The 13,440-nt window shown below is 57.5% G+C and carries 15 protein-coding genes; all 15 read left to right on the forward strand.

The window, feature by feature from the left end; genetic code table 11:
• Positions 1-5 precede the first annotated feature (5 nt).
• The 15 genes from eutP to eutK all read left to right on the forward strand — a co-directional run bounded on the left by eutP (position 6) and on the right by eutK (position 13,428).
• A complete protein-coding gene (gene eutP, locus EHN13_RS11000) occupies positions 6-485 on the forward strand; it encodes an ethanolamine utilization acetate kinase EutP (protein WP_101742252.1) in 480 nt (159 codons plus the stop codon).
• A complete protein-coding gene (gene eutQ, locus EHN13_RS11005; RefSeq protein WP_061068313.1) occupies positions 463-1,161 on the forward strand; it encodes an ethanolamine utilization acetate kinase EutQ in 699 nt (232 codons plus the stop codon). Before eutP ends, eutQ begins: the two co-directional genes overlap by 23 nt.
• A 9-nt stretch (positions 1,162-1,170) precedes the next feature.
• Complete coding sequence (gene eutT, locus EHN13_RS11010) at positions 1,171-1,974, forward strand: ethanolamine utilization cob(I)yrinic acid a,c-diamide adenosyltransferase EutT (protein WP_124021387.1); 804 nt, start codon at positions 1,171-1,173, stop codon at positions 1,972-1,974.
• Positions 1,971-2,987, forward strand: coding sequence for a phosphate acetyltransferase (pta, locus tag EHN13_RS11015; protein ID WP_048210962.1), 1,017 nt, complete (start codon positions 1,971-1,973; stop codon positions 2,985-2,987). The genes eutT and pta overlap by 4 nt, the downstream gene beginning before the upstream one ends.
• Positions 2,988-3,028: 41 nt before the next feature.
• Complete coding sequence (gene eutM / locus EHN13_RS11020) at positions 3,029-3,322, forward strand: ethanolamine utilization microcompartment protein EutM (RefSeq protein ID WP_005121908.1); 294 nt, start codon at positions 3,029-3,031, stop codon at positions 3,320-3,322.
• Between the two features lie 121 nt (positions 3,323-3,443).
• A complete protein-coding gene (eutN, locus tag EHN13_RS11025) occupies positions 3,444-3,731 on the forward strand; it encodes an ethanolamine utilization microcompartment protein EutN (protein ID WP_005121909.1) in 288 nt (95 codons plus the stop codon).
• An 11-nt stretch (positions 3,732-3,742) separates the two neighbouring features.
• Positions 3,743-5,146 carry an aldehyde dehydrogenase family protein gene (locus EHN13_RS11030; protein WP_048210963.1) on the forward strand — a complete coding sequence of 468 codons (1,404 nt, stop codon included), beginning with the start codon at positions 3,743-3,745 and terminating at the stop codon, positions 5,144-5,146.
• 12 nt (positions 5,147-5,158) lie between these two features.
• A complete protein-coding gene (gene eutJ / locus EHN13_RS11035) occupies positions 5,159-5,998 on the forward strand; it encodes an ethanolamine utilization protein EutJ (RefSeq protein WP_124021388.1) in 840 nt (279 codons plus the stop codon).
• Positions 5,988-7,175, forward strand: coding sequence for an ethanolamine utilization ethanol dehydrogenase EutG (eutG, locus tag EHN13_RS11040; RefSeq protein WP_124021389.1), 1,188 nt, complete (start codon positions 5,988-5,990; stop codon positions 7,173-7,175). The genes eutJ and eutG overlap by 11 nt, the downstream gene beginning before the upstream one ends.
• Before the next feature lie 119 nt (positions 7,176-7,294).
• Positions 7,295-8,527, forward strand: a complete 1,233-nt coding sequence (eutH, locus tag EHN13_RS11045) for an ethanolamine utilization protein EutH (RefSeq protein ID WP_003038023.1) — start codon at positions 7,295-7,297, stop codon at positions 8,525-8,527.
• A complete protein-coding gene (gene eutA / locus EHN13_RS11050) occupies positions 8,524-9,927 on the forward strand; it encodes an ethanolamine ammonia-lyase reactivating factor EutA (protein WP_124021390.1) in 1,404 nt (467 codons plus the stop codon). Before eutH ends, eutA begins: the two co-directional genes overlap by 4 nt.
• A gap of 11 nt (positions 9,928-9,938) precedes the next feature.
• On the forward strand, positions 9,939-11,300 hold the full coding sequence (gene eutB / locus EHN13_RS11055; RefSeq protein WP_003038029.1) for an ethanolamine ammonia-lyase subunit alpha: 1,362 nt from the start codon (positions 9,939-9,941) through the stop codon (positions 11,298-11,300).
• A gap of 20 nt (positions 11,301-11,320) precedes the next feature.
• Positions 11,321-12,217 carry an ethanolamine ammonia-lyase subunit EutC gene (gene eutC, locus EHN13_RS11060; RefSeq protein ID WP_048210968.1) on the forward strand — a complete coding sequence of 299 codons (897 nt, stop codon included), beginning with the start codon at positions 11,321-11,323 and terminating at the stop codon, positions 12,215-12,217.
• 9 nt (positions 12,218-12,226) lie between these two features.
• The gene (gene eutL / locus EHN13_RS11065; RefSeq protein WP_040233508.1) at positions 12,227-12,886 is read left to right on the forward strand and encodes an ethanolamine utilization microcompartment protein EutL; all 660 of its coding nucleotides are present in this window, start codon (positions 12,227-12,229) and stop codon (positions 12,884-12,886) included.
• Positions 12,887-12,897: 11 nt separating this feature from the next.
• Positions 12,898-13,428 carry an ethanolamine utilization microcompartment protein EutK gene (gene eutK, locus EHN13_RS11070; protein WP_048210969.1) on the forward strand — a complete coding sequence of 177 codons (531 nt, stop codon included), beginning with the start codon at positions 12,898-12,900 and terminating at the stop codon, positions 13,426-13,428.
• Positions 13,429-13,440: the final 12 nt, after the last annotated feature.

Genomic DNA, 13,440 nt, shown 5'->3' on the forward strand with positions numbered 1-13,440 from the left:
CGGCGATGAAACGTATTGCATTCGTCGGTACGGTGGGGGCGGGGAAAACAACGCTCTTTAATGCGCTACAGGGGAATTATTCCCTCGCCAGAAAAACACAGGCTGTCGAGTTTAATGAAAACGGCGATATCGATACGCCAGGAGAATATTTTAGCCATCCGCGCTGGTATCACGCCTTAATTACCACGCTGCAGGATGTCGATACGTTGATTTATATACATGCGGCAAATGATAAAGAAAGTCGCTTACCTGCCGGGCTGTTGGATATCGGCGCCAGTAAACGACAAATCGCCGTTATCAGCAAAACGGATGTGCCGGATGCCAATGTCGCCGCAACGCGACAATTACTTCACGGGCTAGGGTTTCAGGAGCCGATTTTTGAGCTCAATAGCCACGACCCAAGCAGTGTGCAGCACCTGGTGGATTATCTGACTGAGCTCAGCCAAAAGGAGGAAAGGGCAGGTGAAAAAACTCATCACAGCTAACGATATTCGTGCGGCCCACGCACGCGGCGAACAGGACGTATCGGTTGTTCTGCGCGCCAGCATCATCACCCCGGAGGCGCGCGAAGTTGCGGCGCTGCTCGGCGTCACTATCACTGAATGCGATGAATCCGCGCCAACTGCCACCGCACCTGCTGCGGTGGATGACGGCAAAACGGAAAGCCAGCGTATTCGTGAAACCATCATTGCACAACTGCCGGAAGGACAGTTTACCGAAAGCCTGGTCGCGCAGCTGATGGACAAAGTGATGAAAGAAAAGCAGTCGCTGGAGCAGGGCGGAATGCAGCCGAGCTTTAACTCGGTGACCGGCAAAGGCGGCGTGAAAGTTATCGACGGCAGCAGCGTGAAGTTTGGCCGTTTTGATGGCGCGCAACCGCACTGCGTCGGCTTAACCGACTTAGTCACTGACCAGGACGGTAGCAGCATGGCCGCCGGGTTTATGCAGTGGGATAACGCATTTTTCCCATGGACGCTGAACTACGACGAAATCGACATGATTCTGGAAGGCGAGCTGCACGTTCGCCATGAAGGCGAAACCATGATTGCCAAAGCCGGGGACGTGATGTTTATCCCGAAAGGCTCCAGCATCGAATTTGGTACGCCATCAACAGTGAAGTTCCTGTATGTGGCCTGGCCTGCGAACTGGCAGTCCTGCTAAGGCGGATGTATGAAGGATTTCATTACCGAAGCATGGCTCAGAGCGAATCATACGCTCAGCGAAGGGGTTGAAATTCATCTCCCCGCTGATGCCCGCCTGACGCCGTCTGCCCGGGAGCTGCTGGAAAGCCGTCGTCTGCGCATTAAGTATATCGACGAGCAGGGAAGCTTGTTTGTTGACGACGAGGAACAGCAGCCGCAGCCGGTACATGGTTTGACCAGCAGCGATACACATCCGCAGGCGACCTGTGAACTGTGTCATCAACCGGTGGCGAAGAAACCTGACACGCTGACGCATCTGACGGCGGACAAAATGGTCGCCAAAAGTGACCCCAGACTTGGATTTCGCGCCGCGCTGGACAGCACCATTGGTCTGGCCGTGTGGTTGCAAATTGAACTGGCGGAACCCTGGCAGCCGTGGCTGGCGGATATTCGCTCGCGCCTGGGCAACATTATGCGTGCTGATGCTGTGGACGAACCGCTGGCCGCACAGGCCATCGTTGGCTTAAGCGACGAAGATTTACACCGGCTTTCGCATCAGCCGCTGCGTTACCTGGACCACGATCATCTGGTGCCGGAAGCCAGCCACGGACGTGATTGCGCGTTGCTTAATCTGCTGCGTACCAAAGTCCGCGAAACGGAAACGGTGGCCGCTCAGGTGTTTATCACCCGCAGTTTTGACGTTATGCGGCCGGACATTCTGCAGGCGCTCAACCGTCTTTCCAGCACGGTTTACGTGATGATGATTCTGAGCGTGGCGAAGCATCCGCTAAGCGTCAGCCAAATCCAACAGCGACTGGGGGAGAAGTCATGATCATTGAACGTGCTCGCCAACTCGCCAAACAAACGCCGGCTCGGGTGGTGTTCCCGGATGCGCTGGATGTACGGGTGCTGAAAGCCGCCAATTACCTGCACCAGCACGGTCTGGCACGCCCCATTCTCGTCGCCAGCCCGTTTGCGCTGCGTCAGTTTGCGCTCAGCCATCGCGTAGCCATGGACGGTATTCAGGTTATTGATCCACAAAGCAATGTACAGATGCGTGAAGAGTTTGCTCTGCGCTGGCTGGCCCGCGCGGGCGAAAAAACACCGCCAGATGCGCGAGAGAAGCTCAACGATCCGCTGATGTTTGCCGCCGCGATGGTCAGCGCCGGTAAAGCCGATGTGTGTATTGCGGGCAACCTGTCGTCAACGGCAAACGTGCTGCGTGCAGGATTGCGCATTATTGGATTACAACCTGGTTGCAAAACGCTGTCGTCAATTTTCCTGATGCTGCCGCAGTATCTCGGGCCGTCATTAGGGTTTGCAGATTGTAGCGTTGTGCCGCAGCCCACCGCCGCGCAACTGGCGGACATCGCCATCGCCAGTGCTGAAACCTGGAAAGCGATTACCGGTGAAGAACCGCGTGTCGCCATGCTGTCGTTTTCCAGCAACGGCAGTGCTCGTCATCCCAATGTCGCTAACGTGCAGCAGGCGACCGAGATCGTTCGTGAGCGCGCTCCACAGCTTACCGTGGATGGGGAACTGCAGTTTGATGCTGCCTTTGTGCCGGATGTCGCCGCGCAAAAAGCGCCCGCCAGTCCGTTAAAGGGCAATGCCAATGTGATGGTTTTCCCATCGCTGGAGGCAGGCAATATTGGTTATAAAATCGCCCAGCGTTTGGGAGGGTATCGTGCCGTTGGCCCCTTGATTCAGGGACTTGCCGCACCACTCCACGACCTCTCTCGCGGCTGTAGCGTACAGGAAATTATCGAACTGGCGTTGGTGGCAGCTGTGCCGCGCCAGACTGACGTGAGCCGTGAAAGCGTCTCGCAAACACTGGTTGAATGAACGGTCCCGTTCTGGACCCCTTTGATTAAGAGGAAAGCACAATGGAAGCATTAGGAATGATTGAAACCCGGGGCCTGGTTGCACTGATTGAGGCTTCTGACGCGATGGTTAAAGCGGCACGCGTGAAACTGGTTGGCGTGAAGCAGATCGGTGGCGGCCTGTGTACTGCCATGGTTCGTGGTGATGTTGCAGCCTGCAAAGCGGCTACGGATGCCGGTGCTGCTGCCGCGCAGCGTATCGGTGAACTGGTTTCTGTACACGTTATCCCGCGTCCGCATGGCGATCTGGAAGAAGTGTTCCCGATCAGCTTCAAAGGCGACAGCAACGATATGTAAGTCGTCCATGTGACGCCACTGGATCGTTAAGAGAAAGCTGGCGTCACCCTCTCTCCTTTTCACATTACCTTCTGCGGAGGGTAGGGGGAGGTTTTACCTGAAATATGCCACGGAGGCGGGTATGAAACTGGCAATCGTCACAGGACAAATTGTTTGTACCGTTCGCCATCAGGGGCTCGCGCACGACAAGTTGCTGATGGTGGAAATGATTGATGCCCAGGGAAATCCCGACGGGCAGTGCGCTGTTGCGATAGACAGCATCGGGGCGGGAACCGGAGAGTGGGTGCTGCTGGTCAGTGGAAGCTCAGCCCGCCAGGCGCACCATAACGACTCATCGCCTGTCGATCTGTGCGTGATTGGCATCGTCGATGAAGTGGTGGCAGGTGGGAAAGTGGTATTTCACAAATAAGGCAGAAAATCATGAATCAACAGGATATTGAACAGGTCGTGAAAGCGGTGCTGCTGAAAATGAAAGACAGCAGTCAACCCGTCAGTGCCGTTCAAGAAATGGGCGTCTTTGCCTCCCTGGATGACGCAGTGGCGGCAGCAAAACTGGCCCAGCAGGGGCTGAAAAGCGTCGCTATGCGCCAACTGGCCATTCACGCCATTCGTGAAGCGGGCGAAAAACACGCCAGAGAATTAGCGGAATTTGCCGTCAGTGAAACCGGCATGGGACGCGTTGAAGATAAATTTGCCAAAAACGTGGCGCAGGCTCGCGGTACCCCGGGCGTGGAATGCCTGTCTCCACAGGTATTGACCGGCGATAACGGCCTGACGCTGATTGAAAACGCACCGTGGGGCGTGGTGGCTTCGGTAACGCCGTCCACCAACCCGGCGGCGACCGTCATTAACAACGCCATCAGCCTGATTGCCGCGGGTAACAGCGTCGTCTTTGCGCCGCACCCGGCAGCAAAAGGCGTTTCTCAGCGCGCGATCGGCCTGCTTAACCAGGCGGTAGTCGCCGCAGGTGGTCCGGCAAACCTGCTGGTTACCGTTGCTAACCCGGATATCGAAACCGCACAGCGTCTGTTCAAATACCCGGGCATCGGACTGCTGGTCGTCACCGGTGGTGAAGCGGTGGTGGAGTCTGCGCGTAAGCATACCAACAAGCGTCTGATTGCCGCTGGTGCCGGTAACCCGCCGGTGGTGGTGGATGAAACGGCCGATCTGACCCGCGCCGCGCAGTCCATCGTCAAAGGCGCATCGTTTGATAACAACATTATCTGTGCCGATGAAAAAGTGCTGATTGTCGTGGATAGCGTTGCTGATGAGCTGATGCGTCTGATGGAAGGCCAGCACGCGGTCAAACTGACGACCGCCCAGGCTGAACAGCTGCAACCGGTACTGCTGAAAAATGTCGATGAGCGCGGTAAAGGCACAGTCAGCCGTGACTGGGTCGGGCGCGATGCGGCAAAAATCGCCGCGGCGATCGGCCTGAATGTTCCGGAGCAAACCCGCTTGTTGTTCGTCGAAACCTCCGCCACGCATCCGTTTGCAGTGACTGAACTGATGATGCCGGTGCTGCCGGTGGTGCGGGTGGCTAACGTTGACGAAGCCATTGCGCTGGCCGTTACGCTCGAAGGTGGTTGTCACCATACGGCGGCGATGCACTCACGCAACATCGACAACATGAACCGTATGGCTAACGCCATCGACACCAGCATTTTCGTCAAGAACGGACCGTGCATTGCCGGCCTTGGGCTTGGCGGCGAAGGCTGGACGACCATGACCATTACCACGCCAACCGGGGAAGGGGTGACCAGTGCGCGCACGTTTGTACGCCTGCGTCGCTGTGTGCTGGTGGATGCGTTTCGCATCGTATAAGGAGTGAAAGAGATGGCGCATGACGAACAACTGTGGCTCACACCCAGACTGCAAAAAGCGGCATCGCTGTGTAACCAGACGCCTGCCGTAAGCGATTCACCGCTGTGGCTGGGCGTTGATTTGGGGACCTGTGATGTGGTGTCGATGGTTGTTGACAGCGATGGGCAGCCGGTTGCGGTTTGTCTGGACTGGGCTGACGTCGTGCGCGATGGCATCGTCTGGGATTTCTTCGGTGCTGTGACCATTGTTCGTCGCCATCTCGATACGCTCGAGCAACAACTGGGTTGCCGTTTTACTCATGCGGCTACCTCATTCCCGCCGGGCACTGACCCGCGTATCTCCATCAACGTGCTGGAGTCTGCCGGGCTTGAGGTGAGCCATGTGCTGGATGAGCCAACCGCCGTGGCGGATCTGCTGGTGCTTGATAACGCCGGAGTCGTCGATATCGGCGGTGGTACGACCGGTATCGCCATTGTGAAACAGGGCAAAGTGACTTACTCCGCCGACGAAGCGACCGGTGGGCACCACATTTCCCTGACGCTTGCCGGGAACCGTCGTATTCAACTGGAAGAAGCCGAGCAGTTCAAACGCAGCAACGGCAAAGAAATCTGGCCGGTGGTTAAGCCGGTTTACGAAAAGATGGCGGAAATCGTCGCCCATCATATTGCCGGACAAGGGATAACGGATTTATGGCTGGCCGGTGGGTCCTGTATGCAGCCGGGTGTTGATGAGCTTTTTCGTAAGCGTTTCCCGGAGCTGCAGGTGCATTTACCGCAGCACAGTCTGTTTATGACCCCGCTGGCGATTGCCAATAGCGGAAAAGTAAAAGCGGAAGGAATCTATGCAAGCTGAATTGCAGACCGCGCTCTTTCAGGCATTCGATGCCCTGAATCTGCAACGCGTAAAAACGTTCAGCGTTCCACCGGTCACATTATGCGGACTGGGAGCGCTCAGCACCTGCGGACAGGAAGCGCAAACGCGCGGACTGACGCATATGTTCGTCATGGTTGACAGCTTCCTGCATCAGGCGGGGATGACCGCCGCTCTGGAACGTAGCCTGGCGATGAAAGGCGTGGCAATGACGCTGTGGCCATGTCCGGTCGGCGAGCCGTGTATTACGGACGTCTGCGCGGCAGTCGCGCAACTGCGCGAATCAAAATGTGACGGCGTGGTGGCCTTTGGCGGCGGCTCTGTACTGGATGCCGCTAAAGCAGTGGCGCTGCTGGTGACCAACCCGACGCAAACACTGGCTGACATGACGGAGCACAGCGTGCTGCGCCCGCGTCTGCCGCTGATTGCCGTGCCAACCACCGCCGGGACCGGGTCAGAAACCACCAACGTTACGGTGATTATCGACGCCGCCACCGGACTCAAAAAAGTGCTGGCCCACGCAACCCTGATGCCGGACGTCGCCATTCTGGATGCCGCGGTAACGGAAGGCGTTCCGGCGCACGTGACGGCAATGACCGGCATTGACGCGCTGACCCATGCCGTTGAAGCGTACAGCGCGCTGAACGCGACGCCGTTTACCGACAGCCTGGCGATTGGCGCGATTGCGATGATCGGCAAATCGCTGCCGAAAGCGGTGGGCTACGGCCACGATCTGGCGGCGCGTGAAAGCATGTTACTGGCGTCCTGCATGGCGGGAATGGCGTTTTCCAGCGCGGGGCTGGGCCTGTGTCACGCGATGGCGCACCAGCCGGGTGCGACGCTGCACATCCCACACGGACAGGCTAACGCCATACTGCTACCCACGGTAATGGGGTTCAACCGCATGGTGTGTCGTGAGCGTTTCAGCCATATCGGCAGGGCGTTAACCAATAAGAAATCAGACGATCGTGACGCTATCAACGCGGTCAGCGAGTTGATTAGCGAAGTGGGCCAGACCAAACGGCTCGCTGACGTTGGGGCAAAACCCGAGCATTACAGCGCATGGGCACACGCCGCGCTGGAGGATATTTGTATTCGCAGTAACCCACGCACCGCCACGCAGGCACAGATTATCGACCTGTACGCGGCTGCCGGGTAATGCCTGTAGGCCGGATAAGGTGCTCGCACCGCCATCCGGCAATAACACGGCGTTAATGCCGGAGGCGACGTAAACGTCTTATCCGGCCTACAAATCACAAATGACAGGGAGTAGGGGCTATGGGAATTAACGAAATCATCATGTACATCATGATGTTCTTTATGCTGATTGCCGCCGTGGACAGGATCCTGTCGCAGTTCGGCGGTTCGGCGCGCTTCCTCGGTAAGTTCGGTAAGAGCATTGAGGGATCGGGCGGTCAGTTTGAAGAAGGTTTTATGGCAATGGGCGCGCTGGGCCTGGCGATGGTCGGTATGACCGCGCTGGCGCCGGTGCTGGCGCATGTGCTCGGGCCGGTAATTATTCCGCTGTATGAAATGCTGGGCGCGAACCCGTCGATGTTTGCCGGAACGCTGCTGGCGTGCGATATGGGCGGCTTCTTCCTGGCGAAAGAACTGGCGGGCGGCGACGTGGCGGCATGGTTGTACTCTGGCCTGATCCTTGGCGCGATGATGGGACCGACGCTGGTCTTCTCCATTCCGGTTGCGCTGGGAATTATTGAACCGTCTGACCGTCGTTATCTGGCGTTGGGCGTGCTGGCTGGTATCGTCACCATTCCGATTGGCTGTATTGCGGGTGGTCTGGTCGCGATGTACTCCGGCGTGGAAATCAACGGTCAGCCGGTGGAGTTCACCTTTGCGCTGATCCTGATGAACATGATCCCGGTGCTGATCGTGGCCGTGCTGGTGGCGCTGGGACTGAAATTCATCCCGGAAAAAATGATCAACGGCTTCCAGATCTTCGCCAAGTTCCTGGTAGCGCTGATCACCCTCGGTCTGGCTGCGGCAGTCATCAAGTTCCTGCTCGGCTGGGAGCTGATCCCGGGTCTTGATCCTATTTTCATGGCGCCAGGCGACAAGCCGGGTGAAGTGATGCGCGCCATCGAAGTTATCGGTTCTATCTCCTGTGTGCTGCTGGGTGCCTACCCAATGGTGCTGCTGCTGACCCGCTGGTTTGAAAAACCGCTGATGAGCGTCGGCAACCTGTTAAAAGTCAATAACATTGCGGCTGCGGGTATGGTGGCAACGCTTGCCAACAACATCCCAATGTTCGGCATGATGAAAAACATGGATACCCGCGGCAAAGTGATCAACTGCGCGTTCGCGGTCTCAGCGGCCTTCGCGCTGGGTGACCACTTAGGCTTCGCCGCTGCCAACATGAACGCCATGATCTTCCCGATGATTGTCGGCAAGCTGATTGGCGGCGTGACGGCGATTGGCGTGGCTATGCTGTTAGTACCGAAAGACGAAGATGTTCCGGCACCAGCAGAAACCAATCCGGAGGCGCAATCGTGAATACTCGCCAGCTACTCAGCGTCGGTATCGATATCGGCACCACCACCACTCAGGTGATCTTCTCGCGCCTTGAGCTGGTTAACCGTGCGGCAGTGTCGCAGGTGCCGCGCTACGAATTCATCAAACGCGAAATTAGCTGGCAAAGCCCGGTGTTCTTTACCCCCGTTGATAAGCAGGGCGGGTTGAAAGAGGCCGAACTGAAAGCCCTGATCCTCGCCCAGTATCAGGCGGCGGGGATTGCGCCAGAGACCGTCGATTCCGGCGCGATCATCATTACCGGGGAAAGCGCCAAAACCCGCAACGCACGACCTGCGGTGATGACGCTCTCCCAGTCGCTGGGGGATTTCGTGGTTGCCAGCGCCGGTCCGCATCTGGAATCGGTGATTGCCGGTCACGGTGCGGGGGCACAAACCCTGTCCGAGCAGAAGTTGTGCCGCGTACTGAATATCGACATCGGCGGCGGTACGTCGAATTACGTCCTGTTCGACGCGGGAAAAGTCAGCGGCTCGGCCTGCCTGAACGTCGGCGGGCGGCTACTGGAAACGGACGGTCAGGGGCGCGTAGTACATGCGCATCAGCCGGGGCAGATGATTGTTGATGACGTATTTGGTCCAGGCACTGATGCCCGAACCCTCAATGCGGCGCAGCTTGTTCAGGTGGCCCGACGGATGGCGGCGCTGATTGTGGAGGTGATTGACGGCACGCTTTCACCGTTGGCGCAGGCGCTGATGCAAACCGGTCTGCTGCCTGTTGGCGTGAAGCCTGAAGTGATTACGTTGTCCGGCGGGGTGGGCGAGTGCTACCGCAACCAACCTGCCGATCCGTTCTGTTTTTCCGACATTGGGCCGCTGTTAGCAACGGCGCTGCATGAACATCCGCGCCTGCGTGAGATGAACGTGCAATTTCCGGCGCAAACCGTGCGCGCCACGGTGATTGGTGCCGGGGCGCATACGCTGTCGCTTTCGGGCAGCACCATCTGGCTGGAGGGTGTGGCGCTTCCGCTGCGCAATCTGCCGGTGGCGATTCCGGTTGATGAGGCTGATCTGGTGGCCGCCTGGCAGCAGGCGCTGCTGCAGCTCGACCTTGACCCGCAAACTGACGCCTACGTGCTGGCGCTGCCCGGTTCGCTACCGGTGCGCTACGCCGCGCTGTTAACGGTGATTGATGCGCTGCTGGCCTTTGTCGCGCGCTATCCGAATCCGCATCCCCTGCTGGTGGTAGCTGAGCAGGATTTTGGTAAAGCCCTGGGCATGCTGTTACGCCCACAGTTACAGCAACACCCGCTGGCGGTCATCGATGAGGTGGTTGTCCGGGCGGGGGACTATATCGACATTGGTACGCCTCTTTTTGGCGGATCGGTTGTGCCGGTGACGGTGAAATCACTCGCATTTCCTTCCTGAGGGAACGACTTATGAAACTAAAGACCACATTGTTCGGCAATGTTTATCAGTTTAAGGATGTTAAAGAGGTGCTGGCAAAAGCCAACGAACTGCGTTCGGGGGATGTGCTGGCAGGCGTGGCTGCAACCAGTTCGCAAGAGCGCGTGGCGGCTAAGCAGGTATTGTCGGAAATGACGGTGGCGGATATCCGCAACAACCCGGTGATTTCCTATGAAGAGGACTGCGTGACGCGTCTTATTCAGGATGACGTCAACGAAACGGCCTATAACCGCATCAAAAACTGGAGCATCAGTGAGCTGCGCGAGTACGTGCTGAGCGATGAAACCTCCGTGGATGACATTGCGTTTACGCGCAAAGGGTTAACGTCGGAAGTGGTCGCCGCGGTAGCAAAAATCTGCTCTAACGCGGACCTGATCTACGGCGGTAAGAAAATGCCGGTGATCAAAAAGGCTAACACCACCATCGGTTTGCCGGGCACCTTCAGCTGTCGTTTACAGCCGAACGACACCCGTGATGACGTGCAGAGTATTGCTGCACAAATCTATGAAGGGCTGTCCTTCGGGGCGGGCGATGCGGTAATTGGCGTCAACCCGGTCACGGATGACGTGGAAAACTTAAGCCGCGTGCTCGATACCGTGTATGGCGTTATCGACAAGTTCAATATTCCGACCCAGGGCTGTGTACTGGCGCACGTGACCACCCAGATCGAAGCGATTCGTCGCGGCGCACCGGGCGGGCTGATTTTCCAGAGTATCTGCGGCAGTGAGAAAGGTTTAAAAGAGTTTGGCGTTGAGCTGGCGATGCTGGATGAGGCGCGTGCAGTGGGCGCGGAGTTCAACCGCATCGCCGGGGAAAACTGCCTGTACTTTGAAACCGGGCAAGGGTCTGCGCTCTCCGCTGGCGCTAACTTTGGTGCCGATCAGGTGACGATGGAAGCGCGTAACTACGGGCTGGCGCGTCACTACGATCCGTTCCTGGTGAACACCGTGGTGGGCTTTATCGGGCCGGAATATCTCTACAACGACCGTCAGATTATTCGCGCGGGCTTAGAAGATCACTTCATGGGCAAGCTGAGCGGCATCTCAATGGGCTGCGACTGCTGCTACACCAACCATGCTGATGCTGACCAGAACCTTAACGAAAACCTGATGATTCTGCTCGCCACCGCTGGCTGCAACTACATCATGGGCATGCCGCTCGGTGACGACATCATGCTCAACTACCAGACCACCGCCTTCCACGACACCGCGACCGTGCGTCAGTTGCTGAACCTGCGCCCGTCGCCGGAGTTTGAACGCTGGCTGGAAACCATGGGCATTATGGCAAACGGTCGCCTGACCAAACGGGCGGGCGATCCGTCACTGTTCTTCTGATGACGCGGAGATGACATACGATGGATCAAAAACAGATTGAAGAAATTGTACGCAGTGTAATGGCGTCAATGGGGGAGTCACAGCCGCAGGCTCAAGCGCCGTCACCAGAAGCGAAATGCAGCACTACGCAGTGCGCCGCACCAACGGGTGAAAGCTGTGCGATGGACTTAGGTTCAGCCGAAGCGAAAGCGTGGATTGGCGTTGAGAACCCGCACCGTGCCGAAGTGCTGACCGAGCTGCGCCGCAGCACCGCCGCGCGCGTATGTACCGGTCGTGCCGGTCCGCGTCCTCGCACTCAGGCGCTACTGCGCTTCCTGGCCGACCACTCGCGTTCAAAAGACACAGTGTTGAAAGAAGTCCCGGAAGAGTGGGTGAAAGCGCAAGGCTTGCTGGAAGTACGCTCAGAAATCAGCGACAAAAACCTGTATCTGACGCGCCCGGACATGGGGCGTCGTCTGAGCGCAGAAGCCATTGAAGCGCTGAAATCACAGTGTGTAATGAACCCGGATGTGCAGGTGATTATCTCTGATGGCCTGTCTACCGACGCCATCACCGCTAACTACGAAGAGATCCTGCCGCCGCTGTTGTCAGGCTTAAAACAGGCCGGATTAAAAGTCGGGACACCGTTCTTTGTTCGCTATGGCCGTGTGAAAATCGAAGATCAGATCGGTGAACTGCTCGGCGCGAAAGCGGTGATCCTGCTGGTTGGGGAACGTCCGGGCCTCGGCCAGTCGGAAAGTCTTTCTTGCTATGCCGTCTATTCGCCACGCGTGGCGACAACCGTTGAAGCTGACCGTACCTGTATCTCGAATATTCACCAGGGCGGTACGCCACCGGTTGAAGCGGCGGCGGTGATTGTGGATTTGGCCAAGCGCATGCTGGAGCAAAAAGCGTCCGGCATCAATATGACCCGTTAAGGAGGCATCATGCCAGCATTAGATTTGATTAGACCTTCAGTCACCGCAATGCGCGTGATTGCCTCGGTAAATGACGGTTTTGCCCGTGAACTTAAATTACCGCCACATATACGTAGTCTCGGACTCATCACAGCAGATTCTGATGACGTGGCGTATATTGCTGCAGACGAAGCGACAAAACAGGCGATGGTGGAAGTGGTTTATGGCCGCTCGCTGTATGCCGGCGCGGCGCACAGTCCCTCTCCAACCTCGGGCGAAGTGCTGATCATGCTCGGTGGACCTAACCCGGCCGAAGTTCGCGCCGGCCTGGACGCGATGGTCGCCAATATCGAAAGCGGCGCGGCGTTCCAGTGGGCCAATGACGCAGAAGATACCGCCTTCCTTGCGCACGTGGTTTCGCGTACCGGTTCGTATCTCTCGGCGACCGCAGGATGCCGACTTGGCGATCCGATGGCGTATCTGGTGGCTCCGCCGCTGGAAGCAACGTTTGGTATTGATGCTGCGCTCAAATCTGCCGATGTACAGATTGTCACCTACGTGCCGCCGCCGTCAGAAACCAACTACTCAGCGGCGTTTTTAACTGGTAGCCAGGCTGCCTGTAAAGCTGCCTGTAATGCTTTCGCTGATGCTGTTCTGGATATTGCCCGGAATCCGGTACAACGCGCGTAAGAGAGGTTGTGATGATCAATGCACTGGGATTACTGGAAGTGGATGGCATGGTGGCTGCCGTAGACGCGGCAGATGCCATGCTGAAAGCCGCGAACGTGCGTCTGCTCAGTCACCAGGTGCTGGATCCTGGCAGGCTGACTCTGGTGGTGGAAGGCGATCTGGCCGCGTGTCGTGCAGCGCTGGATGCCGGAAGCGCAGCCGCAGCGCGTACAGGACGTGTTGTCAGCCGCAAGGAGATAGGGCGGCCGGATGATGACACCCAGTGGCTGATCGGCGGTTTTACGCGCCAGCCGAAGAAACCCGCACCGAAGCCAGAAATGATGCCAGAAGACAAAGCGGAAAAGACGCAGGACACGCCTGTGACATCTGAATCTTCTGATGAACTCCTGGCGTTGTTGGCATCAACCCGTCAAGGAATGACGGCAGGGGAAGTGGCCGCGCACTTTGGCTGGTCACTTGATGAAGCCAGAAAGGCGCTGGAACAGCTCTTTTCTGACGGAGCGTTGCGTAAACGCAGTAGTCGCTATCGCTTAAAAAATTAACCTGTCGGAGGG

This window comes from Citrobacter youngae (assembly GCF_003818115.1).
Taxonomy (GTDB): Bacteria; Pseudomonadota; Gammaproteobacteria; order Enterobacterales; family Enterobacteriaceae; genus Citrobacter; species Citrobacter youngae.